Here is a 26347-nt window from a genome sequence, read left to right as displayed (position 1 = left end):
AAAACCAATATAAATCAACCAATTGTAGGCTAGTTAGACATGACAAACGTAGGTGTTTGCCATGTAGTTCGCTTGGTTAAAGTGCGGAGGCGATTTCGGCAGCAAGGCGAGCGTTGTTAAACACCAGCTGAATATTACTGGCTAAACTGTCGCCACCGGTTAATTCCGCCACGCGTGCTAGCAAGAAGGGGGTGGACTCTTTACCTGCTACGCCTTGTGCTTCCATCTCTGTTAATGCCTGATTAATAGCAGCATCAATGGCCGCTTTATCCATCGCAAACTCTTCCGGAATTGGGTTCGCGATAATCGCTCCACCGTGCAATTGCATTCCCCATTTTGCCTTAATGAAGTCGGCAATATCGCCAGCAGACTGCATGTTGTAATCTACTGTTTGATCACTTTCGCGAGTATAAAAAGCAGGCAGCATATCGGTTTTATAGCCTAATACTGGCACGCCTTGAGTTTCCAAATATTCACGTGTTAGAGCAAGATCAAGAATCGATTTTGCGCCGGCACAGACAACGGCTACATTAGTTTTGGCCAACTCCTGTAAATCCGCTGAAATATCAAAGGTTTGCTGTGCGCCGCGGTGAACGCCACCAATGCCACCAGTGGCAAATACTTTAATACCAGCCATTGCCGCAATAATCATTGTCGCTGCAACCGTGGTTGCACCGTGTTGTTTTTGTGCGACAACAAAGGGTAAATCACGGCGTGAGCATTTGGTCACAGACAAGCCAGCTTTTGCCAAAGTATCAATTTCATCATTACTTAATCCCGCTTTCAGGCGGCCATCAATAATGGCGATAGTCGCAGGAACGGCGCCATTATCACGGATGATTTGCTCTACTTTCTTGGCAGTTTCGGCATTTTGTGGCCACGGCATGCCATGAGAAATAATGGTGCTTTCTAAGGCGACAACAGGTTTTCCTGCCGCAATGGCTGCGGCAACATCTGGGTGTATGTCTAGGTATTGATTCATAGTTTTTCTATCCATTGAGTTACATTTTGAACAGTAAGTTCTGGGTGATTTGCGTGAGGGCTTTCTAATGTCATCGCGGCGCAAGCCAGAGCAAAAGATAGAGCCTGATCGAGGTTTTTGTTCTGCTGACGAGCACTTATATAACCTGCCAACAATGCGTCACCGGCACCGCTGTCGCTAACTGATGAGCTTGGGTGGCAAGCTTTGCGTTGGCTGTATTCTACGTTAGCAAAAAGCACGCCTTGGCTACCAAGGCTGAGCAATATTTCTTCAACGCCAGCGTTAAGTAAGGCTTCTGCTAGTTTTTCTGGTTCTGTTTCATTGCTATCAAGAATGGCTCTAGCTTCATCTTGATTGACTTTTAATAGGCTCAATTGCGGCAAGATAGAGCGTAATCTAGGCGCTTTTGCGGTGGACACTGCATCGGCAATAAAGCGTGCCGACAGAGGTTGTTTTGCCAACCATTCGATAACCTCGGCTGACAAATTCGCATCGATAATAATGCTGTAAGCGCTTTGTAATAATGCCTGCTTGCTACTAAGTTTTTGCTCATCTAGTGTGTCAATGATGCGCATGTCAGCAATCGCTGCTTGCAACTGACCATTATCATTGTTGATGGCTAAGTAAGTACCCGTTGGTAAGGTGTCATGACGTAAAACGTTATGGGTTTCGACGCCACTTAAACGAGTTTGCTCAATAAGCCAATCTCCGCGTTGATCCAGTCCAATGGGGGCGACCAAATGTACATGTTCACCCAGACGAGCTAAGTTTTCAGCGATATTTCGACCGACTCCGCCAGGGCTCTGGCTAATGGTTCCTGGGTTTGAATCACCAAATTTTAAGGTCGCGTTGCTATGACCATTGATATCGACATTGGCACCACCGAGAACAACATAAGCGTTTTGTTCGGCGAGTAAGTAGCCTTTCCCTAGGATATAACCCTGTCGAGTGAGTTGCATTATATGCCCTGCAACCGATTCTCTGCTCATACCTAGTCGATCGGCAATCGCTTGTTGTGAGGCTAGAGGATCTAATTTGATGGCTTCGTAGACGCGATAAGTTTGCTCTTTCATATGACCACTAACAGAAGTTTAAAAAAATAACTTAAGTTAATTTTTGTTGATATACAAGTGTATTAGGTCTGATATAGCATAAACATGTTATAAGCCCTATTATTCTTGATCATCCGTTGTGTTTTTGGAATTTAAGCTAAGCAGGCTAGGTCATTAGCATTAAAGAGGTTTTAAGGTGTTAAAAAGCTTTCAAGCACGACTCATTATGTTTGTCTTAGTGTTACTTGCGCTGGTTCAATTAGGAACGGCGTTAGCTGTATTGTCGTCTCTAAAAGAGGATAACTACAGGCAAGGCGTTCATTCCATCGACGTATCACGCAATGTCTTCGATTTATTTTTAGAAGCACGCGCAGAACAGTTAACCAAAGGCGTTGAAATATTGACCTCTGACTTTGGTTTTAAGCAAGCGGTAGCGACCAGAGAAACCGGCACAATTCGTTCTGTTTTACAAAATCATGGTGCGCGAATAAACGCGGATATCTCACTTCTTGTTTCCCCTCAAGGTGAATTGATTACGGCCACTCAAGAGCTGAATATTAACAATACGATTGCAGAGCTAGTTTTTGCCGCACGTCGTTCAGGTGGTTCATCCATCAGTACTATGATTGCCTTTGATAATCGTGCTTATCAGCTGGTTTTGGTGCCTATAAAAGCACCCAATGTAGTGGCGTGGGTTGGGATGGCTTTTTTGCTAGATCAAGCTTTGGCTGAGCAGATTAAAAATGTCACAGGATTAGACATCAGTTTTGTCTATGAAGTTGATAATGAACACTCTCTTTCTGGTGGATCGACCCTGCCGTTAGAAGAGAAAGATGCTCTACTGAAGGATATTGGTAACGTTGAAAGTATTCTTAAATCTCCCGTTTTTTCTAATGATGAAAAGTATCTATCGCTCGGTGTAGATCTTGGGATGCCAAATCAATGGGGCATTATTCATCTGCCTTACGGTCCTTGGCTACAGAGTTACAACAACACTCGTAACCAGTTAGTTTTGATCTTTACTGGTGCACTGGCGCTGGCGCTGCTTTTTGGTATTGCTCTTGCCCGAAATATGACTCAGCCGATTAGCCGTTTGGTCGACTACGCCAAGCAAATTGGTCAGGGTGGTAATAAAGAAAAAATTAGTGCGCCGGGTATGGTTGGCGAATTTGGCGTTTTATCCCATACCATGAAAACAATGCAAGACTCGATTATTAATAGGGAAGAAGAGCTGACCTATCGAGCTTCCCATGATCAGCTCACAGGTTTGTTCAATCAGAGTGCAGTAGAGCAGTATTTAAGCGACACATTACCCAAAGAACAGGGTGGTTTAGTGCTTGTTAATATTCGTCACTTTAAAGATATCAATAATATGTTGGGATTTGATGTCGGCAATGCCTTGCTTTCAAAAGTGGCGGAACGTCTTCAAACATGGGGGCATGATGCCAATATGTTGGCTCGATTAAGCGGTGATAAGTTTTTGCTGATTTTTGGTCGTCCAATAACTGAGCAAGATTGTAGCGATTTAAAATGTCTGTTTAGTGAAGAGTTTGAAGTAGAAAAAGGCTCTGGAATTCGTCTTGATATTAGTATTGCTATATTGCCATTTGAACATGCTACGGCCAGTGTAAATAGCGCCATGCGCCGCTTGGATATTGTGGCTGATGAAGCACGAGAATCAAGCGAGTTATGTGTTTTTTATGAAGTCGGTCAGGATGAAAACCACCGTCGTCAGCTGACAATTATCCGAGATTTACCTAGTGCGTTGAAGAGCAACCAACTGTTTGTTGTTTATCAACCTAAAGTGGGTTTAGCAGATAATGATTGCAATGAAGCTGAAGCTTTGATTCGCTGGATTCATCCCGAATTAGGTTTTCTTCCACCCGATGAGTTTATTTCTTTGTTAGAACACGCTGGCAGCATCCAACAGTTAACAAAATGGGTGCTGAATACTGTGTTGTCCCAACTGAGTAAATGGTGGGCAGAAGGGCTTGAGATACGTGTAGCAGTCAATTTATCTGCTCATGATCTGTTAGACGAACAATTGCCATTTATTGTGTCTGAAGCATTGCTAGCGAATCGTTTACCAACTCGTGCTTTGGCGCTAGAAGTCACAGAAAGTGCCGTAATGAAAGATCGAGCGAAAGTTATTAATGTCTTGAAGGCCTTGCAAGAAATGGGCGTTCACCTTGCTATTGATGATTTTGGTACGGGACAGTCATCATTAGCTTATTTGCGTGAGTTACCGGTGAATGAAGTGAAAATCGATCGAGCTTTTATCCAATTTATTGATAGCAATAAAGGCGACGAGTTTATTACCAAGGCGACCATTGAGCTGTCTCACAGTTTGGGCTTTCAGGTAACCGCTGAAGGCGCTGAGAATGCGGAGGGAACGGCGCTTTTAAGACAATATCATTGTGATAAAATACAAGGCTATTTTTTCTCTAAGCCTTTGGTTGCAGAAGAGTTCTTTAAATGGCGTGAAGCTTTTCATAAACGATAAATGACAATAAGAGATCAATCTTACACGCCGCTAACGTGAGGTTATTCCAATATGTTGCTTTTGATACGGATGGCATTGCTATTATTGTTGGTGGTAGGCGTAACACTATTAGGTATTGTGTTTTGTCTGCTTACCTTATGGTCTAAAAATCGCGTGTACTATTTAGGTCGAGTGTTTGCCCAAATTGGCCCTCTGTTTGGGTTATCGGTCGAAGGTCGAGTGGCCGAATCTGCAAAAAATATTCCCCAAGCTGTTTACGTTGCTAACCATCAAAATAATTTTGATTTGTTTACCTTGGCTGTCGTCGTTCCCAAAGGCGTGGTGACAGTAGGTAAAACCAGCTTACGTTGGATTCCTTTCTTTGGCGCTTTGTATTGGGCCAGTGGTAATTTTTTGATAAATCGAGAAAATCGTAAACAGGCGCTTGCCACCATAGATCAAATTGTCTTTAGCATGAAAAAAACTGGCTTATCTATTTGGATGTTTCCTGAGGGTACACGCAGTCGCGGGCGTGGTTGGTTACCCTTTAAACGTGGTGCTTTTCATGCTGCTGTACAAGCGGGTGTTCCTGTTGTCCCCGTTGTGTGCAGCAGTACGCATGGGCAAGTGGGTTTGAATCGCTGGGATAATGGCAAAGTCATTGTTGAAATGTTGCCGCCAATAGACACAACAGGGCTACATGAAAGTGATGTCATGAACCTGTTAGAGTCTTGTGAAAAGCAGATGCATGAAACACAGTTGCGTTTGGATCAGGAACTTCTGAATCAACAAAACTAGCTTTGATTCTTATTAGAGCTTTTATCTGAGTTAAGGATTTTTTCTAGTACGGTTTGTAAGCCTTGTTTACTTGAGTGGGTATCTGGCAAGCTTTGCTTTTCCCATTCTGGGTGTTGTTGAGCTTGTTTCCAATAAGGTTTAATTTGGTCAATCAGATCATCGTCTTGGGCTTGATTAGCAAGTTCGTAAGCTTGCTGAGAAGCATGACCACGCTGATGTAAATGGTGAATCACCGTTAAACCACGAAGACATAAAAGCGTTAACGTAGCTTTATCAAGACACAGATAATAGCGCTTGGTAAATTTGCTTTTTAGTGTGTCTTTGTAATGTTGGCCTGTTTTCCATGTGGCACCTAAAATAGCGCCAATTGTCGTCGCGGTGCCTAGTGTTAAACCTGCCGACATCACATCAATGCCTGCACCAATTGCCGCGCCAGTTAATGCGCTGGTACTGGTTTCTATTCCCCATTCTTTTAACGTATCCGTATCAAAAATATCTTGTTGCCAGCGATCATTTTTAATCGCCAGTGGTGTGGCTTTTAAGTCTTCTTCTTGAAACTCATAAAGGCGCAATAATCCGGCGATATAACGGCTTTCCAATGCTCGAATCTTATCTTCGAAAGCTGATGACTCGCTGGCTGTTGGCGGGTAGTTTGAGCACTCAATGCGAGTACAAGCCGCTTTTAGTATTAATTCGGCTAATTGATTCGCAGCCATAGTAAGGCGTAATTGTGCGGCTTCTTCTCGTGATTCAATTAGGTGTTTGATGGCGTCATAATCTTCCGGCATCAGGCTTTGAATACTTTGATATAGACGTTTTTCATCCTCGAAATAAAAAGCCACCGTGTCGTATTTTATCACCGCATGCAAATGGCGTTCTGCTAAGACTTTACGCCAAGCTTCTAGATGAGCACTTGGCGACGCGCTAAAATTCAGGATAGGAATAATGGGTTTATTCGCGCTGGCCAATAACGCCAGTTCATCTAGATACTTGCCGAGAGGTGCTTGGCGAATATCAATCACGTATAAGATGATATCTGCCTTGGTTAATTGCTTAAGGATTTTCGCTTCTTGCTCAAACTCGTCTTGTGCAAAGTGGCTTTCACAAAATGGCTGTAACCAGTCTGCACCTTGGTAAGATCGGAATGCTTCTGAATGGCGGATTTGCCAAAGGCCAATGGAATCTTCAAAACCTGGTGTGTCGGTTAAGGTAATGGCTGATTGTTGGCCGATTTTGATCTTTACACTTTCTACGTGGCGAGTGGTTCCAGCTCTATCGCTGACTTCGCCAAAGTCTTGCTTACGCAACAAGGTACGGATCAGCGAGGTTTTGCCTGTGTTTGCGTGGCCAACGACCAAGAGAGATATCGACACGGCTTAGTCCTTCTGCTTGAGTTGGGTAGAGTAAATGTGCGCTTCTTTGGCTAGGCGTTGCCAATCTTCGATAAATTTAGCCTTGCCTTGCTCTGCAATGACCATGGTCAAAGTCGAGTACGCCTTGCTGGCTTGGGTGAAAAATCGTCGTGTGCCGCGATCTGGGCTTTGTTCAGCGTTGACTAAAATATAAATAGGCTCTTCCTTGGATGAGGCTAAAAATTGATCTTGTTCTTCTCGGCTGTTTAGTAGCGAGACAGAACGCGCAGTATTTAAATAATCAGGTTTAGCATGACTCCATTCAAATAAAGCCCAATGTTGAGAAAAGGCGCTGTTTGCAAGAGTATCATTATTTGTACCGTCCGAATTCATCGGCGAGCGAGAGGCTTTATGATGGTCTGCATCTAAGATATTGCGGCTCTGGCTTTCCTGTTGGCGATAACGATTCTGAATGATTTTTTCTTGCGTACTGAGTGGCTGAATGGCTCGCTTAAAGTGGTACATCCCCAAACAGATGACGGTAAAAATTAGCCTCGGCAGCACGCCGTATATAAAAATACTTGCGAGTAGAAAGTTCGCCCAATGCTGTCTGGTGGCAGCGGTTTGTGAAATAAGGTCGACGCGACTGGCGAGAATGTCTAATTGGTTAGGAAGAGCAATACCAAACCACTGTGGAATCGCGCTGAGCGTTTGCGTCAGTTGAATAAAAGCATCGTCGCTTAATAGCGTGGTTTCCCAGACAAAGTTGACTTGATTGGTCAGTAGCAAAAGCAGAGTCATGACCCAACCTGCCAATAAATAACAGCCCCATGCACCATGAGAAAGACTGCTGATTAACCATTTATTCGAATGAGCAGGGCATTGCCAATGGATGTAAGCCGCACTCACATCTGTGTTTATATGTGAGTGCTTACTTACCTTATGATTAAGAAAAATCAGCAGGTTTAACAATATACCTTTACTTTCTGTGTGTTGTTTCATGGTGGCTATCATGGTAACAAACCAAACGACAAAATTTAGCGCATGAAATCCCAGCAAGATAATGAACAACCAAAAAATATTCACCTGATTGGATTGGCCTGTCGCAAAAGCGGGTGGCACAGCCATAAAACCCAGCAACAAAGAAACGATCAGCAACCCTAAAATTCCACGATTAAAGTAACGCTTTAGCCGTGTAAACTGAGCTAGATAGCTGGTGGATTTAGGTGATGCTTCTAGTTCTTTTAGCGCACTAGTTAGGTCGCTTGCGTGAGTCGACAATCGAAACTCGGTATGCGTTTCTAACCAAGCTGCTAGGGCGAGTTTGGCTTTGAATGTTGGGAAAGTCATGTTATCGCGTTGCTCTTTTCATAGATTCGTATGCACCCATTGTCCTCTTTATTACTTTGTTTTACTTGATGTTATTGATAAAGGCAAAGGTCAGTCACCTATCTTTAATTAAGTCTAATGTTAATGTTGTTGAGCTATATCAACAGGATAGTATTTATAAGTTATTAAATGCAGTATAAATGTAGGTAATTGTTACATCGAATTGATTCATCGTACAAAACCACTCTACTATGAGTTATACATTAGACACGGTGATTTTTGTTAGGAGACAATATTATGCGTTTTAATTCCATCAGGGTGAAAAGCTCTTTACCCGTTCTTGTGATGAGTATTACCTTTATTGTGGCCTTAGCTTCAATGGTGTATATCGTTAATCAGTTAGGCGCTGCTCTTAATGCGCAAGCAGATTCTTACGGAAAAGCCTCTGCAGTTATTCTGAATGCGGACCGAGATCTTTATCAAGCTAAGCTTGCTGAGCAACGTATTGTGGTTGGTGTGGGCAAGCTTGATGACGAAGAAAAGGATCGTGTTGAAAATGCCCAACAAGTAAAAGATCGTTTTAATTTATTTCGTCAGTACTTATCCGCCGAACCTCAGATTTATAATTCACTGGGCGACTTTGATAAAGCCTTTACGACTTGGTTAAACTCTTCTAACGCCTTTGTTGCATTAGACAAAAATGCTTCAACTTTTACTGCCGCTGAGCAAAAAGCCAATGCAGACTTTAGCGCTTTAAGAGGTATCCTCGATAAAGCGGGCGAAGCGGTAAATAACCATGCAGAAATGTCTAAAAAAGCCATAATAGAAGAAGAAAAAGCGTTTGAAAAAGTTGCCATTGTTATTGTTGCGGTAGGTTTGCTGATTGCCGTTTGGTTTAGTTATAAAACGCCTAAAACCTTGGCTCACCAAGTGCGTTATTTAGGACAGCGTATTCGTGAAATATCGGAAGGCGACGGCGATTTAACTCAACGTATCGAATTTTCTACTAAAGATGAATTGGGGGATCTTGCTAATGAATTTAACGATTTTGTCGGTCGCCTAAGAGTTATTATTGCTAATATTCATAAACAGTCTGATGCGTTGGGAGAAATGACAGGTCAGTTAAATAGCGTCGCAATGAAAACTTCTGGAATTACGACCGCATTAGCGAATGCCTCTGCCTCTATTGTTAGCGCTGGTCATGAAATGGACATGTCTAACCAACAAATGGCGACGGTAGCACGTGATACTGCAGAAGAAGCGAAGACTTCTAATAGTTTGACGCAAAATGGTATGACTGCAGTCAATAAATCACAGCACGCGATTACTGAACTGGTTTCTGATATAGAGTTGGCACTAGGGCGCTCTGATGAATTACAAAAGAGTTCTGAGAACATAGCCTCTGTCTTAGAAGTGATTCGCAACATTGCAGAACAAACCAACTTGCTAGCATTGAACGCCGCAATTGAAGCCGCGCGTGCTGGCGAGCAAGGTCGTGGTTTCGCAGTGGTCGCGGATGAGGTTCGTACCTTAGCAACGCGAACTCAAGACAGCACCAATGAAATTGAGTCTATGATTGAGAAACTAAAAATCAACGTAGCAGAATCGTCTAAAGCGATACAGAACAGCCGTGATAACGCTGGGTTTACTGTGGAGAATTTTGACGAAGTAACCAAGGTGTTCAATAGCTTGCAGGAATCTTTCGCAAAAGTTCAAGAGATGGCAGCGCAAACGGCACAAGCAACAGAAGAGCAATCAATTGTTGCTAATGACATCAACCAAAACATGGTGTCGTTGAAAGACCAAACTGATTCTGTTCAGTCTGTATCGGATCTTATCCAACAGCAATCCAAAGACATTACTAAGCTGTATCAAAACCTTGATCAGCAAGTTGGAAGTTTTAAAGTTTAGTTCTACCACGGAACGTAAACCAAAACCGTTTATCGAAAGATAAGCGTTTTTTTTATTTATAGTCTGAGGTAAGTCGTTTAAGCCATTCTTTTTAATGGCAATGGTGCCGCCGTTTTGACCGAGCGAATAGCAAAGTGGCTTTGAATGTCTTTGACATGAGGCAAAGACTGCAGAGCTTTTAGAATGCGCTCGTAGTCTGGTAAATCCATTGCGACCACTTCTAGACGATAATCCGCAATGCCAGAAACAAGATGCGCGCTGATAATGTCTTCCATCTCTAAAATCGCATTCTCAAACACAATATGCTTATCGCCAGCATGGCTTTTCAAACGCACTTCCACAAACACCGTCATGGAAAATCCGGCTTTTTGACGATCAATGCGTGCGTGATAACCCTCGATCACACCAGTGTCTTCCAATTGCTTCACGCGACGTAAACAAGGCGAGGGCGATAGATGAATTTCCTCCGCTAATGCGACATTAGTCAGACGTCCGTCTGATTGCAGATGAGAGAGAATATCTAGGTCTGTTTTATTCATATTGGCACACTTAGTACTTTATAGAATTGAATTGAGTGTTATATGCTAAAAAGTAGCCTTTCTTGAGGGTAAATAGCAAGGACATGCTCGCGGATGAGAGCAGATAATAAAGCTATCGATTTCCCGCGAGGTGGTTATGCCCCAAACAGTCACACAACACACATCATCAATATCCGCTCAAGAGCTGCCAAAATACAAACAATACGCCACAGGTTGGGGCTTTCGCCTTGGTCTATTGGCTGCTTTTGTGAGTATTTTGATTTGGGCATCTTGGCTGGTCAGTATGCGTGCCGGCATGACCAATACTTTGACGGCTTTCGATTTGGGCATCTTACGATTTTCTCCGCCAGCATTATTACTGTTTCCTTTTTTATGGCGAGCCAGAGCACAAGTAAAAGCGGTTTCTCCCATACTTTTGTTAGGTATTGTTTGTGGCGCAGGCCTGCCATTTTTCTACCTCAGTGCCACAGGTTTGAAATACGCGCCAGCGTCTCATGCAGGTTTATTGATTCTTGGTGCCTTTCCTTTCTTTGTTACCTTGCTGGCCGTGCTTTTCTATCAAGAAAAAGTCAGCCGTGAACGTAAGATTGGCTTGAGTCTAGTCAGTATTGGCGTGATTGTTCTGCTCAGTTTGTCACTACTAACCGCGCCAGAAAACACCTGGAAAGGTGATCTATTACTGCTAGCTGCGAGCTTCTTTTGGGCGGTGTATACCGTCAGTTTACGTATCGCAGGTTTGCCTCCATTGGTATCAACGGCATTGATGGGTTTAGTATCCTTGATCGCACTCGCGTTTTTATGGGCAAGTGGGCTAGCTTCTAGCGGACTAGCTGATGCCTCTTGGGACATGTTAGCTGGACAAATTCTCGTGCAAAGCTTACTCGTCGGCCTCATGACGGGCTTTTCCTACGGTTATGCTATCCACAAACTCGGTGCGGAAAACATGGCCGCCATCGGCGCCTTCACCCCAGTACTCGCCGCGCTCATCGCCATCCCTGTACTTGGCGAACACCTCGAAGGTTACTCCATCGCGGGGCTAATCTTCGTTAGTGTTGGTGTCGTTATCGCCAGCGGGATCTTTAAAAAGCGGTAGTTTTGTTGGTTTATTGTTTTGAATAGCTGCTGATGTAAATATTGTAGTGTGTTTTATCTAACCGCCTATCTTCGATTCGAAGGTCGGCGGTTTTTTTTGCTCAGATTTACAGGCGAAATAACTTTCTAAAAAAAACTGTGCAAAAAAGCTTCATTTTATTTGTTTTTATGTCATTATGCGGGAATAGTGTTTGTTTGTATTTCGTATTGCGGAATATTGTGTTTTTAATGTCTCTTTTTTTAGTGATCTTAAAGCACAAGGAAGTGACATTTATAAATATAAAAAAGTGAAACCATTGGGCTTTCCCAAAGAGTTTACAGAGGTTTTAGAGCATGAAAAAAATAATAAAATGGATGTGGCAAGGTATTGATGTGTTGATCACCGTTATTCTTGCCGTAATGGTTGTATTGGTATTTACCAATGTCGTTCTACGATATGGTTTTTCTTCTGGAATACGCTCTTCTGTTGAACTGTCTCGTTTAGGTCTGGTATGGATTGTTTTGCTGGGTGCTGCTGTGGTATTGCGTCGAGGCGAGCATCTTGTGGTGACAGAATTTTCTGAACGTTTTTTCCCTTCGGCTGTGCCTATTTTAAATCGATTTATTTGGTTGGTTATTCTCATCTCGTCAAGCATGTTGTTTGTTGGGGCGTTGAATCAAACCCTAGCAAACTGGCATAACATTTCTCCTTTAACTGGTCTTCCTACTGCGCTATTTGCATTGGCGGGTGTGATTTCAGGTCTGCTTATTGGGCTGATTTCTTTGGTTCGAATATTTAATCCCAGTTGGTTATTGGAACAGGAGAATGACGAATGACTCTGACTATTTTTCTTGGGGTATTGATCGCCTCTATTTTGCTCGGGTTACCGGTTTCTTTTGCTTTGTTGTTGTCTTCCATGGCGTTGATGCTTCATATGGATTTGTTTAGTGCAAACATTTTGTCTCAAGCACTGATCGGTGGTGTTGATAGCTTTACTTTATTGGCGATTCCTTTCTTTTTGATTGCTGGTGAGGTGATGGCAACAGGTGGATTGTCTGAACGCATTGTTCGTCTTGCTAATACTTTTGTAGGTCACCGAAAAGGTGGGCTAGGTTATGTTGCTATTTTTACTTCTATTTTATTGGCTGGCTTGTCTGGCTCAGCAGTGGCTGATGCTGCAGCCTTGGTCAGTATCCTTTATCCAATGATGAAAAACGCTAAGTATCCGGAGGGTTCGTCTATAGGTTTACTGGCGTCTGGTGGGATTATTGCTCCAGTTATACCGCCTTCTATTCCTCTAATTTTGATTGGTGTTGCTGGTGGTATTTCCATTAAGAACCTATTTATTGGCGGTATTGTGCCAGGTTTGTTAATGGGCATGACGTTGGTGTTCATGTGGGGCTTTATTGTTCGAAAAGAAAAATTAGATATTGAGAAAAAAGCGACTTTTTCGGAAAAAATGGCCGCGTTAAAAGATGGTATTTGGGCGTTGTTTTTACCCATTATCATTTTAGGGGGGATTCGTTTTGGCATATTTACGCCAACTGAAGCGGCAGTTGTCGCTGCAGTGTACGCCATTCTTGTGTCGTCTTTTATCTATAAAGAACTGAATTTCAAACGTTTGTACTATGTGCTTGGTCGTGCTGGGCGCTCCACAGCGATGGTCATGTTTTTGGTGGGGTGTGCCATGGTTGCTGCTTGGCTGATTACAGTGGCTCAGTTGCCTCAGCAATTGGCTGAGATTTTAGCGCCTATGATAGACAGCCCTCGTTTGCTGATGGCCATCATTATGCTCTTGGTGTTTCTAGTCGGAATGGTGATGGATTTAAGCCCTACCATTTTGATTCTTGTTCCTTTGTTAATGCCCATCGTCAAAATGGCAGGAATCGACCCTGTTTATTTTGGTTTGATGTTTGTTATCAACACGTCTATTGGTTTGATTACACCACCTGTTGGCACGGTTTTAAACGTTGTGTGTGGTGTTTCCCGAGTTTCTATTTCTACTTCTGTGAAAGGAATTCTGCCTTTTATAGGAGCCTATGTCGCTCTGTTAATACTCTTCATAGTATTCCCCAGCATTATTACTGTCCCGATGAAATTTATTATTGGATAACCCAAGGAGAAAATAATGAAAACAATAAAAAGATTATTTAAAGGTGTTGGTCTGGTATCCGTTGTTTCGTGTGCTGTTTTATCAAATTCGGCCCTAGCTGCAACAACTTTGAAGCTAGCTCATGCTGCCCCAGAATCTGATTTGCAGCAGGATATGTCTCTGTTCTTTAAAAAAGAAGTGGAAGCTCGAAGCAATGGTGATATTAAGGTGAATATTTTTCCTCAAGGTCAGCTTGGTAACGATCAACAGATGATCCAGAGTACTCGTTTCGGCTTAGTTGATTTTTCTATTGTTGGGCTGAATAACTATTCTGGCCTTTTACCTGAATCTGCTGCTTTTACCTTACCTTTTATGTTCCCAAATCGCAGTGCTGCTTACAAGGTGCTTGATGGCGAGGTGGGGCAGTCAGTATCTAAACAAATGGAGGCCTTTGATCTAAAAGGCCTAGGTTATCCAGAAAATGGCTATCGTAATATGACCAATAGTCGAGGTCCAATTCGAACACCAGCCGATGTGAAAGGTCTGCGTATGAGAGTGAATGGCTCTAAAGCGTTGAATGATATGTTCAACCTTTTAGGTGCTAATCCAACACAGATTCCTGTTTCAGAGCTTTATACCGCCTTGGAAACTGGTGTGGTAGATGCTCAAGATCATCCTATTGGCGTAACCTTGTCGTTCAAATTTTACGAGGTGCAAAAATACCTGAGTTTAACTCAGCATGCTTATTCTCCTCTTGCGTTCACGATGAATCTTAAATCTTTCAATAAATTGAGTCCTGCTAATCAGGAGATTATTACTCAGGTAGCAAAAGATGCGGTAGATATGCAGCGTAAACTGAGTATAGAGAAAGAAGATTCAATGATTGCAGACTTGGAAAAAGATGGCATGAAAGTCAATCGTGATGTTGATGGCGCAGCATTTCAAGAAGCAGTTAAACCAGTTTGGGAAGCATTTATCAAAGAGCATGGTGACAAGATGGTGAACGACATTTTAGCGGCTTCTAAATAGTTCTAGCACTCGAACCTTATCGGTAATTAGTGAGTGTCAGTTTTTATTTTTAAATTACTTTTTGTTCATCTGCTTATCATGTTAAAGCCATGATAAGCAGATATTACTAGTCGAGAATTATCATGTATCAGACATTAAAAGAAAGAGTATTGAAGGCCAATTTGCAGTTGCCTGAATATGGTCTGGTGACCTTTACATGGGGCAATGTGTCAGAAATTGATCGTGACAGAGAAGTGATTGCCATTAAGCCTTCTGGTGTGAAATACACCGATATGACGGTAGATGACATTGTTGTCATTGATTTTGATGGGAATTGTGTAGAAGGGAAGCTAAACCCTTCTAGCGATACAGCAACTCATATTGAACTTTATAAAGCCTTTCCAAGTATTGGAGGCATTGTGCATACGCACTCCCGCCATGCCACGATATGGGCTCAAGCCGGTTTAGATATTCCTGCATTAGGAACCACCCACGCAGATTATTTTTATGGTGATATTCCTTGCACCAGAATGTTGAGTGCGGATGAAATCTCTAAAGATTACGAGAAGAACACAGGCATCGTGATTATTGAAGAATTTCGCAAGCGAGGAATCAGTGAGACAGCGGTGCCTGGGACGATTATTTCTGGTCATGCGCCTTTTTCTTGGGGAAAAGATGCCTTTGATGCGGTACACAATGCGGTTGTATTGGAAGAAATATCCGCGATGGCAATTGGAACTCGAGCTTTGAATCAGCAGATCAAAGTACAGGATGAATTGCTGGATAAACACTATATGCGTAAGCATGGTGATAATGCGTACTACGGTCAGAAGAAATAAGGCAATTCTATGTATGAATTATTAGCACTCGATTTGGACGGCACTGTACTCAAATCAGATCGTACTATTAGTCCTATTCTGATCGCCAAAATCCGCGAACTTTCTGAACGTATTCCGGTGATGATAGTAACTGGACGCCATCATACGACGGCGCGTCCTTACTATTTAGAGCTTGGCTTGAAAACACCAATTATTTGCTGCAATGGTGCTTACGTTTATGACTATCAAAATGAGCAAGTACTCCAGCATAACGCTTTGTTAAAAGATGTTGCTAAACAGTTTGTTTCGCTAGCAGAAGAGCACGATGTGACTGCTGTTATGTATGTCACTAACGCCATGTTGCATTCAAAACATCGCCCTTTACCTTATGTTGAAGCTTTGTCTGAATGGGCAAGTACCTTCCCAATAGGGAGTCGTCCACAGATATATAAGGTCGATAATTTTCATCAAGAGATTGAGCGTCACTCCTTCGTTTGGAAATTTGTTTTAGAGGGAAAAGAAGTAGATCACTTTGCTGCATCGCCTTTTATTCAGCAGCACTTTAATGGGGAGTATTCTTGGACGAATCGCATCGACTTTGCTCGTATTGGGAACACTAAGGGCGCAGCGCTGACAGAATACCTCGAAAAAATAGGTATTAGTGCTGATCGTATTGTTGCGGTAGGGGATCACCATAATGATATCTCTATGCTGACGTTAGCTGGAATGGGCGTCGCTATGCTTAATGCTGATGAAAATATTCAACGACTGGCAGATAGGGTGACAATAGCTACTAATGACGATGATTTTGCCTTAGCAGACTTAATTGATCAGCTTTTTCTGACCGAGGGAGAAAGCAAATGAATTATTTTATTGGTTTAGACTCAGGCGGCACCTTCATGAAGGCCGCTTTGCTAGACAGTAATGGTAAGCAAATAGCGATTGCAAAAGTGTCGGCCAAAGTGCTAAACGAGCAACAGGGCTGGGTGGAACGCGAGCTAGATGACTTATGGAGCGATGCGAAATCAGCGCTTATTAAGCTACTTAAATCCGTTGATATTGATGCGGCAGATATAAAAGGTTTAAGTATTTCAGCACAAGGCAAAGGGGTGTATCTGTTAGATAAAAAGGGAGAAAACTTACGTAATGGAATTATCTCCTCAGACTCCCGCTCACTAAGCATCGTTAAAAGATGGCAAGAAGAAAAAATCCCCGAAGCTATTTATCCAATTACTTTACAGACCTTGTGGACAGGGCATCCTGTTTCCATTGTTCGTTGGCTAAAAGATCACGAGCCGCAAAATTACCAACAGATCGGGTCAATTTTAATGGCGCATGATTATTTGCGTTATCGCTTGACTGGTAACATTGCTGCAGAGTTAACCAACATTTCAGAGAGCAACTTCTTTAATGCTACTAGCGGTGAATATGATCCCGAATTGCTGAGAGTGTTTGGTATTGAAGAGGTTTTCTCTGCGCTACCCCCGATTATTAAACCAGATGAGCTTGCGGGCTATGTCACCCAAAAAGTTACTGAAGAAACTGGGTTAGAAACAGGCACGCCAGTGTTTGGCGGCTTATTTGATGTGGTTTCTACCGCGATTTGCTCTGGTATTAATGCTAATGAGGATACTCTTAATTATGTTACAGGTACTTGGGCTGTGACCTCAGGTATTGCGACTGGTATTCCTTCAAAATCAGATATAAATGAGTCGAATTACAATTACGTATATGGTCATTATGTTTTGGATAAGCAATACATCATTCATGATGCCAGTCCTACATCGGCTAGTAACTACGAATGGTTTCATGATTATTTGGGCAAAAATGGTGAAATAGATCATCAGACTAATCAACAGCTGGTCTCTGAGTTGCCCGCTGCAGCTAGCGAGTTATTTTTTGTACCTTTCCTTTATGGTTCCAATATGGGGTTGGGTATTAAGGCCGGCTTTTATGGCATGCAGTCCCATCACACTAAAGGTCATCTAATTCAAGCGATTTGGGAAGGCATTCTATTTTGTCATAATGTTCATTTGGATCGAATGCGTACTCGTTTCCCTAATGCTTCTGTTCTGAGGGTAACAGGAGGTACAACTACTTCTGAAGTCTGGATGCAGATGCTCGCTGATTTAACAGGCATGTCAGTTGATATACCTAGTCTTGATGAAACTGGGTCTCTTGGTGCTGCTTTAGTTGCCATGGTGGGCGTTGGGCAATATGAAAGTATTGAGTCCGGTCTCGCTGCTATGGCGATTGATGCGAAACGCATTGAGCCGAATCCAGCTCATTATCATGCTTACCAGCGTAAGTATCGGCGTTATTTGAAATTGGTGAGCCTATTCAAAGAATTTGAGAGCAAAGATTTTGAAGAGACAGAGTTTGAACTTTAAATATTTAAGGAAACGTTATGACCAAACCTTTATTACAGATTGCGTTAGATGCAACCGATATACAGACAGCAATAGCATCTGTAGAGAATATTGCGGATTATGTTGACGTTATCGAGATAGGTACTATCTTAGCTTTCGCACATGGGGTGAAAAGTGTCAGTTTGCTACGCGAAAAATACCCTCAACATGTTATTGTTTGCGACATGAAAATTACTGATGCCAGTGCTATTTTAACTAAAATTGCATTGGCAGAAGGGGCGAATTGGGTAACGGTAAGTGCTGCTGCACACATTGAGACGATTCGGGCTGCTTATCAAGTGGCTGAGGAATGCTCTGGAGAGATTCAAATTGAACTCTATGGACATTGGACATTGGACGATGCCAAAGCTTGGGTCGAGATAGGTATTACACAAGCTATTTATCACCGTTCACGTGATGCTGAATTAGCTGGTGTGACGTGGACAGAAGAAGATTTAACAAAAATGAAGGCGTTATCTGATTTAGGAATCGAATTATCTATCACGGGTGGAATTGTGCCCGAAGATCTACATTTGTTTAAAGATCTTAAAGTAAAGTCTTTTATTGCTGGCCGTGCATTGGTGAGTGCTGAGGGACGTTCGATTGCTGAATCCTTCCATAATGAAATTGAAAAATATTGGTAGGTATTAATGAGTGAACAAATAAAGTCACTTCTGAAATCGTTAAGTGTATTGGAGTTTCTAGGTCAATTTCCCAATGGTGCATCATTGCAGACCATTGCAAAGCAAACAGGGATGACCAAGTCATCAGCTCACCGCATTCTTTCAACATATGAAAGTGCGGGCTATGTCTCTCAGCTCTCCAGTGGTCGTGACTATCGACTAACGATGAAGCTATTGCATGTGGGGCAGGTGGCGTTAAATTCAGATGTGACTGGTTTTGTGAAACCTTATTTAACGCAATTGCTTGATGCCATTAATGAAACGGTAAATTTCTTGGCGTTTGATGGGGATAACATCCTTTTCAAGGACAAGTTAGAACCAAGCAATGCTTCGTTTCGTACTCGAACCTATATTGGATTGCATTCGCCTGCTTACTGTTCGGCCGCGGGTAAATGTTTTTTAGCTTTCGCCTCAGACCAGATACGCGAAGCCTATTGGCAGCGCAATCACAATACAATGCGACAGCTAACGGAAAATACCATCTTGGATAAAGGTGCCTTTTTTAAGGAGCTAGAGCGGGTAAAAGAGCGTGGCTATGCTATTGACGATGAAGAAAACGAAGCCGGCATATCCTGTGTAGCCATTCCTGTTTTTAATAAAGACGGAATGCCCATTTATGCCATCAGTGTGTCTTCATTGACGCCGAAGATGGCTCGATTAGGCTTTGACTCTCTAGCTGGCATAATTACAAAGACCGCCAAGCTAATTGAGGAAAAGTTATTTTGAGGTGAAGTAATGATTCATTTTGCAAAGACGTTTCGTTTAGGTATTTATGAAAAGGCATTGCCAGCTGACTTGAGTTGGCGTGAGCGTCTAGAAAATGCCAAGGCGCTGGGGTTTGATTTTCTAGAAATATCCGTTGATGAAACTGAAGATCGGCAAGCTCGCCTTGATTGGTCTGATGACGAAATTTACACCCTGAGAAATCTTTGCATAGAACTTGATATGCCATTGCAGTCAATGTGTCTGAGCGCGCATCGTAAATACCCTTTTGGTTCCATGGATGACAAAGTTAGAGAGCGAGCCTTTGATATTATGGAGAAAGCCATAGCACTCGCTTACAAGCTCGGTATCCGTTGTATTCAAATGGCGGGTTATGATGTGTATTACGAGCCCCAGTCAGAACAAACACACCAGCGTTTTGTTGCTGGTATGCAGCGAGCTACCAAAATGGCCGAGCGAGCAGGCGTTCTTCTTGGTGTAGAAATCATGGATACTCCTTACTTGAATTCTTTGAGCAAGTTTGAGGTACTAAAGCGAGAAATTCCGTCGCCATATTTCATGGCTTATCCAGATGTTGGTAATATCTCTGGTTGGAATCATCATGTACCTACTGAGTTAAAGTTAGGACAAGACCATATTGTGCAGATCCATTTAAAGGATACATTGCGAGTATCTCCAGATAGTAAAGGACAGTTTCGAGATCTGGTTATTGGCGAAGGTGAAGTTGATTTTCATGCCATTTTTAAAACCCTTGTCGAGATAGATTACGCTGCGCCATTTGTGATTGAAATGTGGGCGCAGAATGACAATTGGTACGAAGACATTGTTCAGGCCAAAGCGACACTTGAACGCATAGCTCATGAGTCCGGCTTAGCGCTTTAGTTGCGTCCATTAAGAGAGTAATCGTTTGCTCTGTCAAAGAGCAATACTGACGATTAGTTGTCTCTTCCCCCTTTTTTTCCAAATGTCCTTCCCGATATTCAATCGCTTAATTTTTATTTGAAAATTAAGCGATTGGCTTTGTCTGTGAATAAAAAATATAAAAGTTGATTAAAAAAGCTTCACATATTCTGGCTTTGTGTCATTATACGGAAATACAATAACAATATATTCCGTATTGCGGAATTAAGGTTGCGCTTATTATGCCTATCATTTCGGTAGAACAACTTCAAAATACGTATGAAAAAATCCTCTTATCTCGTGATATGGCGTCTGACATGGCCAAACGTTTAGCGGCAGGTTTCGCTGATATGGCGAATGAAGGAGTTTACTCTCATGGTATCAATCGTTTTCCTGTTTTTATTGGTCAAGTTGACAAAGGGCAGATTCAACTAAATGTCACCCCTGAGTGCGTTAACAGTATGGGCGCTTTGGAACAGTGGGATTGTCATTATGGTCCAGGTGTTTTGAACGGGTTGATTTGCGCGGATCGAGCGATGGAATTGGCACGTGAGTATGGCATTGGCATGGTCGGTATGCGCAATTCAAATCATTGGATGCGTGGTGGAGCTTACGTATTAGAAATGGCTCGCCAAGGCTTTGCTGGTATTGCGGCGACCAACTCTATTGCTGTGATGCCTGCTTGGGGGGGGAAAGATCACCGTATTGGAACCAATCCGTTAATTATGGCGATAGCAGGTGATCCACCAGTATTGGTTGACTGCTCAATGTCTCAATTTTCTTATGGTCAGTTACAAAATCACGTTCTAGCCGATAAAGAATTACCTGTTGTGGGCGGTTATGATGATGAAGGTAATTTGACCAAGGACCCTCATATTATTTGGGAAAATAAACGTGTCTTACCAATGGGCTTCTGGAAAGGTTCTTCCATGTCTATTGTTCTAGATATGATGCTGACCGCTATTACTGGTGGACGCTCTGTTCCTGCCATTACAGAAGACCAAGACGGCGAATTTGGTGTGTCGCAATTTCTCATTGCTATTGATCTAAGCAAAACCATAGAAAAAGCTCAGTTTGCAACCGAAATGCAGCGTATTCGCGATTATGTTCTGGCGTCAGAGCCTGCTGACAGTGGTGAAGTGTCGATCGCGGGATCAAGAATACAAGCCTTTATCGACAAGCATGAAAAAGCCGGCGGTATCGATATTCACCCTGAAATCTGGAGTCAGATCCAACAACTTGCTCAGTAATATTAAGAGATACCAGCGTTAATAGACATCAATTACTTAACAATAAAAATAATGTAAGTGGGGTGAGGTATGTTGGAAACCAGTGAGCTGAAAAAGTCAGAAACGTCACTTTTGCAGTTTAAGAATATTACTAAAAGATTTGGTAATAGCATCGCAGTGAACGATGTGTCTTTTAATGTAGGTTCACATTCTGTAGTGGCCTTATTGGGAGAGAACGGTGCTGGAAAATCGACTTTGATCAAAACTTTGGCGGGTATTTACCAAGAAGATCAAGGTGAGATTGTTTATCAAGGTGTACCGTTAGATCAGAAGAATAGACATCATGATGAAATTGCCTTTATCCATCAGGATTTAGGTCTAGTTGATTGGATGACAGTGTCAGAAAACATGGCGTTAGCTATGGGGTACTGTAAGAAATTTGGTTTAATCGACTGGCCAGCGACTGATGCTCGAGCCGCAGACGCACTCGCTAGCGTCAATGCAGATATAGACCCACGTACTCGAGTATTCCGCTTATCTCGCGCAGAACAATCCTTGATTGCCATTGCTCGTGCCGTTTATTGCAAAGCCAAAATTCTTGTTTTAGATGAACCTACTGCGAGTTTACCTGCTGCCGATGTCGAACGATTATTTGAAGTCATTCGCGATCTTCGTAAAAAGGGCGTGGGCATGATTTATGTTTCCCACCGTTTAGATGAAGTAATGGAAATATCCGACAGCATGGTCATTATGCGAGACGGTTTGTTGGTTGCTGAATGTCTAACAGAAGGTATGAAATCTAAAGAGCTTGTTGAGCTTATCGTTGGTAATGCTCAAAAAGACTTCCATCGACTTAATGTTGCTCCTAGCTCTCCTACTGTACTTGATGTCTCGGATTTTGAAGCCGGAAATGTGGGACCCGTTTCCTTTCATGTAAAACAAGGTGAAATCCTTGGTCTAATTGGCTTACGTGGCGGCGGTCAAGGTGAAGTGGGGCGTGCTTTGTTTGGTGACTATCCAATATTTAGTGGCCAAGTCCGACTGGATGGTCAATTGCTTCACTTAGATTCTACTTCTGCTGCCATTAATGCTGGTATTGGTTATGTAGCGGGCGAGAGGGGAGAGAATCTCGCGATGTCTATGTCTGTTCAAGACAATCTTTTTATTAATCCTTTATTAGGTGAAACGCCTTTCTTGTCGCTCAATGCTCTGTCTAAAGAGCAAGATATAGCGAGTGACTTGATTGATCGCTTTGACGTTCGCCCTAGAGATCCTAATCAGACTATTGAGAACTTAAGTGGTGGTAATCAGCAAAAAGTCATTATGGCTCGTTGGCTGAATTTGAAAAAGCGCGTTTTGATTCTGGATGAGCCTACAGCGGGGGTAGATGTAGGTGCCAAGGCTGAAATATACAACTTGCTCAAAACGGCAGTGAGCAATGGACTCACAGTGATAGTAGTTTCTACTGACTTTGAAGAGATAGAGAAGATTTGTAATCGCTGTTATGTATTCAGCAAAGGGCATATTCATAAAGAGTTAGCAGAGGAGGAAATGACCTTTGCCAATATGCTGAAAGTCGCTTCGGCGGATGGTGAATAGTTACCGAGTTGCTCGTTCGTAACGAATGAAAACGTGTTTCTTATTGAATAGCTAAAATAAAAATTATAGAGAGTAGCAGACAATGACAACTTCTATTAAATCCACGGCATTAGAGCCGGATCACAATGATAAAAATTCATCCAACGAGGGGCTTTTTTCCCATGTTGGTCGCTATCTTCCAGTTTATGGTCTACCTATTTTAACCCTACTATTGATCATGTTCTTTTCTGTTTTATTACCGGATACTTTTCCAACCATGCTGAATTTACGCTCTATTTTAAGCGATAAATCCATCATCGCGATTTTAGCGCTTGCTGCCATGGTTCCTATGTTAACAGGCAAGATGGATCTGACAGTTGGTTATGGCATTGTACTTTGGCATATTTTAGCAATCAGCCTTCAAACTAAATTTGGTATGAGTTGGCAAATGGCGGTATTCGTCGTTTTAGTATGTGGCATGTTGTTTGGCCTTCTTAATGGTCTTTTAGTTGAGATGGCTAAAATTGATTCTTTCATTGCTACGTTAGGTACTGGCACTGTTATCTATTCCGTTGCACTTTGGTATACCGGAGGGCGTCAAGTAATTGGCTCTCTAGATGCTGATTTCTACTCACTCTCGAATGCATTTTTCTTTGGTTTGCCTGCGCCTGCATTTTACGTGTTGGGGATTGCTATTTTGTTGTGGATTATCACTGAGCGTTTGCCTTTGGGGCGCTGCTTATATGCTATTGGCGCTAACCCTAGAGCGGCTGCGCTGAATGGTATTCCAGCACGCAAGTATGTTATTGGTGCGTTTGTTACCTCTGGTTTATTGACTGCTTTTGCAGGCGTGCTTTTAGCAGCAAAATTACGAATTGGTCAGGCAAATGTTGGTCTGGAGTTTTTATTACCTGCTTTGGTTGGGGCTTTTCTAGGATCTACGACCATCCGTCCCGGACGAGTCAATGTGCTTGGCACCATTATTGGTGTGTCTATTCTGGCCGTGGGTATTTCAGGTATTCAGCAGTTAGGCGGGGCATTTTACATTGAGCCATTGTTCAATGGCGCAACCTTATTGATATCCATAGGTATTGCAGGTTATGCCCAGCGTCGAGGTGGCCGCATAAAACGAATTATGAAAAAGAGTGAGTAGCAAGCCAATTGAAATGAGTGAATGAGTTTGTAATTTAACTTCGAGATATAAAAACAAAAAACACAGATGAGGTTACCATGAAAAAATATCAATCTATTTTAAAATATAGTTCTTTAAGCTTATCTATATTGCTAGCCATAGGAACAGGCAGTGCTAAAGCAGATGATTTTTTAGATATAGCTAAAGCGAAGGTTCAAGCAGCAACAGCACCTTATAATAAGTGGGACGGTCCAACCTCGGGTCCAAAAGCTGTGTCTGGAAAAACGATTGTCTTTTTGGCTTCTGATATGCGAAATGGTGGTGTGCTTGGTGTAAGTAATGGCGTAGAAGAAGCTGCAGTTTGGACAAAATGGAAGGTTCGTGTGCTGGATGGTCAAGGAACAGTATCTGGCCGTACCGCAGCGTTTAATCAGGCGATAGCGTTAAAGCCAGATGGTATTATATTAGGGGGCTTTGATGTTAATGAACAAGCTGCCGCACTTGAAACAGCCACGAAACAGGGTATTAAAGTCGTAGGGTGGCACTCTGCACCAAATCCAGGTCCTATTCCAAGTAAGAACTTATTCTCAAACATTACGACTAGCGCTGATGACGTCGCTGAAATTGCAGCATTAGCTGCAGTGGCAGGTTCTGATGGTAAAGCTGGAGTCGTTATCTTTACTGATTCTGCTTATGCTGTTGCGATTGCCAAATCGGATGCTATGGCTAAAGTCATCAAGCAATGTAGTGGCTGTACTCTAATATCCGTTGAGGATACACCGTTATCAGATACTTCTACACGTATGCCTCAGTTAACAACATCTTTGTTGCAGCGCTATCAAGGTAAGTGGACCTACTCCTTGGGAATTAATGATCTTTATTTTGATTACATAGGTTCTGCATTAAATGCCTCTGGTCTACCTGCAGATAAACTTCCTCGTAACATCTCGGCTGGCGATGGAAGTCAATCGGCTTATTCACGCATTCGTTCTAACTTCAACCAAATAGGCACAGTACCAGAGCCACTTAATATGCACGGTTGGCAAGTTGTTGATGAACTAAACCGAGCCTTTGCGGGCGTTGCTGATAGCGGCTTTGCGACCCCGGTACATTTGGTTACCCCGGAGAATATTCAGTTTGACGGTGGTCAAAACGATATTTTCGATCCAGACAACAATTATCGCGAGCATTATAAAGCGATTTGGAAATAGTCTCTGATAAGTAATAAAGCCCCTTTTTCTATTTAGATGTTAAAAAAAGGGGCTCTTTATTTCAGTTTTTATGATGTTTTGGATATTGAATATGTTAGCTGTCGAAAAATTTGATAATAGAATTGAGCGTATTTTATTAACAGATTCTGTTCTAGAAAAAGTTTGTACAGGCGCGACATGGAGTGAAGGTCCTGTCTGGTTAGAAGCTTCTCAAACTTTGTTGTGGAGTGATATTCCCAACAACCGAATATTAAGTTGGAACGAGGAGAAAGGGCTAAGGGTATGGCGTTCGCCTGCTAACTTTACCAACGGTCATTATCTAGATTTGCAGGGCAACCTATTGCATTGCAGTCACGGTGGTCGATCTATTGAGAAAACCTACTTGCAAACCGGTGAAACCATCACGTTAGTCGACCGATATCTTGGTAAGCGTTTGAACTCGCCAAATGATTTGGTTGTGAAATCTGACGGTACTATCTGGTTTTCTGATCCACCTTACGGCATTTTATCTAATGTAGAAGGTTATAAAGCCGAGTCTGAACAAGAGGGTAATTTCGTCTATCGTTTTGATCCTATTAACGATGAGCTATCCGTTGTTTGTCATACCATTGAAGAGCCCAATGGCTTGGCTTTTTCACCAGATGAATCAAAACTCTATATCGCCGACACTTCTGCAGCATTACGAGAAGATGGCTCGGGAAATCATCATATTAAAGTATTTGATGTCGAGCAGGGGCGCAAGCTAAGCAACGAAAGGTTGTTTGCCGTGGTGTCACCGGGTTTAGCCGATGGCTTTCGAGTGGATCAACAAGGTTGGATCTACACTTCGTCGGAAGACAGTATCCAAGTTTATCACGATGACGGCACCTTGTTAGGCAAAATATTTGTTCCAGAAAAAGTCTCTAACTGCACTTTTGCGACAGACAGGTCTTCTAATCACAAAGGCGAGACCTTGTATATTACTGCTTCTACTTCCATTTATCGTATTAGATTGAATACCCGTGGGGCTCGTCCTCAGGCTTCCGGCAATGGTATTTGATAGCGAAAC

Annotated in this window: 23 protein-coding genes; 18 read left to right on the top strand and 5 right to left on the bottom strand. The window is 42.5% G+C overall.

Translation table 11 applies throughout. From position 1 onward, the window contains the following. Positions 1-76 precede the first annotated feature (76 nt). Positions 77-982 (bottom strand): pseudouridine-5'-phosphate glycosidase, encoded by a 906-nt coding sequence (locus tag CYL31_RS19200; RefSeq protein ID WP_212916740.1) that lies wholly within the window; start codon positions 980-982, stop codon positions 77-79. After that, complete coding sequence (locus CYL31_RS19195) at positions 979-2055, bottom strand: carbohydrate kinase (protein WP_212916739.1); 1077 nt, start codon at positions 2053-2055, stop codon at positions 979-981. Before CYL31_RS19195 ends, CYL31_RS19200 begins: the two co-directional genes overlap by 4 nt. Before the next feature lie 175 nt (positions 2056-2230). On the opposite strand from CYL31_RS19195, the gene CYL31_RS19190 reads away from it, so the two are divergent. Together CYL31_RS19190 and CYL31_RS19185 are read left to right on the top strand one after the other, a co-directional pair. Beyond that, positions 2231-4537: a bifunctional diguanylate cyclase/phosphodiesterase gene (locus CYL31_RS19190; RefSeq protein ID WP_212916738.1), complete on the top strand. Its 2307-nt coding sequence runs from the start codon at positions 2231-2233 to the stop codon at positions 4535-4537. A 51-nt stretch (positions 4538-4588) separates the two neighbouring features. Next, positions 4589-5314, top strand: a complete 726-nt coding sequence (locus CYL31_RS19185; protein ID WP_212916737.1) for a 1-acylglycerol-3-phosphate O-acyltransferase — start codon at positions 4589-4591, stop codon at positions 5312-5314. On the opposite strand, the gene CYL31_RS19180 is transcribed toward CYL31_RS19185, so the two are convergent. Next, entirely contained in the window at positions 5311-6687 is a 1377-nt protein-coding gene (locus CYL31_RS19180; RefSeq protein WP_212916736.1) for a DUF3482 domain-containing protein, read from the bottom strand. The genes CYL31_RS19185 and CYL31_RS19180 overlap by 4 nt on opposite strands. 3 nt (positions 6688-6690) lie before the next feature. Beyond that, complete coding sequence (locus CYL31_RS19175; RefSeq protein ID WP_212916735.1) at positions 6691-8016, bottom strand: DUF2868 domain-containing protein; 1326 nt, start codon at positions 8014-8016, stop codon at positions 6691-6693. 276 nt (positions 8017-8292) lie between these two features. Between CYL31_RS19175 and CYL31_RS19170 the strand changes: the two genes are divergently transcribed. Further along, the gene (locus tag CYL31_RS19170) at positions 8293-9906 is read left to right on the top strand and encodes a methyl-accepting chemotaxis protein (RefSeq protein ID WP_212916734.1); all 1614 of its coding nucleotides are present in this window, start codon (positions 8293-8295) and stop codon (positions 9904-9906) included. A 77-nt stretch (positions 9907-9983) separates the two neighbouring features. On the opposite strand, the gene CYL31_RS19165 is transcribed toward CYL31_RS19170, so the two are convergent. Further along, the gene (locus CYL31_RS19165; RefSeq protein ID WP_212916733.1) at positions 9984-10445 is read right to left on the bottom strand and encodes an Lrp/AsnC family transcriptional regulator; all 462 of its coding nucleotides are present in this window, start codon (positions 10443-10445) and stop codon (positions 9984-9986) included. Between the two features lie 136 nt (positions 10446-10581). On the opposite strand from CYL31_RS19165, the gene CYL31_RS19160 reads away from it, so the two are divergent. The 15 genes from CYL31_RS19160 (at position 10582) to CYL31_RS19090 (ending at position 26338) form a co-directional block, all read left to right on the top strand. Next, positions 10582-11538, top strand: coding sequence for a DMT family transporter (locus tag CYL31_RS19160; protein WP_212916732.1), 957 nt, complete (start codon positions 10582-10584; stop codon positions 11536-11538). Between the two features lie 332 nt (positions 11539-11870). Further along, complete coding sequence (locus tag CYL31_RS19155; protein WP_212916731.1) at positions 11871-12353, top strand: TRAP transporter small permease; 483 nt, start codon at positions 11871-11873, stop codon at positions 12351-12353. Continuing rightward, on the top strand, positions 12350-13630 hold the full coding sequence (locus CYL31_RS19150; protein WP_212916730.1) for a TRAP transporter large permease subunit: 1281 nt from the start codon (positions 12350-12352) through the stop codon (positions 13628-13630). The genes CYL31_RS19155 and CYL31_RS19150 overlap by 4 nt, the downstream gene beginning before the upstream one ends. A 15-nt stretch (positions 13631-13645) precedes the next feature. Next, positions 13646-14638: a TRAP transporter substrate-binding protein gene (locus tag CYL31_RS19145; RefSeq protein ID WP_212916729.1), complete on the top strand. Its 993-nt coding sequence runs from the start codon at positions 13646-13648 to the stop codon at positions 14636-14638. A 122-nt stretch (positions 14639-14760) separates the two neighbouring features. Then, positions 14761-15456 carry an L-ribulose-5-phosphate 4-epimerase gene (locus tag CYL31_RS19140; protein WP_212916728.1) on the top strand — a complete coding sequence of 232 codons (696 nt, stop codon included), beginning with the start codon at positions 14761-14763 and terminating at the stop codon, positions 15454-15456. A 9-nt stretch (positions 15457-15465) separates the two neighbouring features. Next, a complete protein-coding gene (locus CYL31_RS19135) occupies positions 15466-16299 on the top strand; it encodes a Cof-type HAD-IIB family hydrolase (protein WP_212916727.1) in 834 nt (277 codons plus the stop codon). Continuing rightward, positions 16296-17825, top strand: coding sequence for an FGGY-family carbohydrate kinase (locus CYL31_RS19130; RefSeq protein WP_212916726.1), 1530 nt, complete (start codon positions 16296-16298; stop codon positions 17823-17825). Before CYL31_RS19135 ends, CYL31_RS19130 begins: the two co-directional genes overlap by 4 nt. 17 nt (positions 17826-17842) lie before the next feature. Beyond that, entirely contained in the window at positions 17843-18487 is a 645-nt protein-coding gene (locus CYL31_RS19125; protein ID WP_212916725.1) for a 3-keto-L-gulonate-6-phosphate decarboxylase UlaD, read from the top strand. Between the two features lie 6 nt (positions 18488-18493). Beyond that, positions 18494-19252, top strand: coding sequence for an IclR family transcriptional regulator (locus CYL31_RS19120; RefSeq protein WP_212916724.1), 759 nt, complete (start codon positions 18494-18496; stop codon positions 19250-19252). Between the two features lie 9 nt (positions 19253-19261). Continuing rightward, positions 19262-20131 carry an L-ribulose-5-phosphate 3-epimerase gene (locus tag CYL31_RS19115; RefSeq protein WP_212916723.1) on the top strand — a complete coding sequence of 290 codons (870 nt, stop codon included), beginning with the start codon at positions 19262-19264 and terminating at the stop codon, positions 20129-20131. 260 nt (positions 20132-20391) lie between these two features. Then, positions 20392-21399: a 3-dehydro-L-gulonate 2-dehydrogenase gene (gene yiaK, locus CYL31_RS19110; protein WP_212916722.1), complete on the top strand. Its 1008-nt coding sequence runs from the start codon at positions 20392-20394 to the stop codon at positions 21397-21399. 69 nt (positions 21400-21468) lie between these two features. Continuing rightward, positions 21469-22977 (top strand): sugar ABC transporter ATP-binding protein, encoded by a 1509-nt coding sequence (locus CYL31_RS19105; RefSeq protein WP_212916721.1) that lies wholly within the window; start codon positions 21469-21471, stop codon positions 22975-22977. 82 nt (positions 22978-23059) lie between these two features. Beyond that, positions 23060-24109, top strand: coding sequence for an ABC transporter permease (locus tag CYL31_RS19100; protein ID WP_212916720.1), 1050 nt, complete (start codon positions 23060-23062; stop codon positions 24107-24109). A 77-nt stretch (positions 24110-24186) separates the two neighbouring features. Further along, positions 24187-25299, top strand: coding sequence for a substrate-binding domain-containing protein (locus CYL31_RS19095; RefSeq protein WP_212916719.1), 1113 nt, complete (start codon positions 24187-24189; stop codon positions 25297-25299). Positions 25300-25390: 91 nt separating this feature from the next. Further along, positions 25391-26338, top strand: a complete 948-nt coding sequence (locus tag CYL31_RS19090) for an SMP-30/gluconolactonase/LRE family protein (RefSeq protein ID WP_212916718.1) — start codon at positions 25391-25393, stop codon at positions 26336-26338. The last annotated feature ends 9 nt before the right edge of the window (positions 26339-26347 follow it).

Origin of the sequence: Marinomonas sp. A3A, from assembly GCF_018336955.1 — a bacterium.
Classification (GTDB): Bacteria; Pseudomonadota; Gammaproteobacteria; order Pseudomonadales; family Marinomonadaceae; genus Marinomonas; species Marinomonas lutimaris.
The sequence above is the reverse complement of the archived record's forward strand: the minus strand, read 5'-3'. Positions and strand labels throughout refer to the sequence as shown.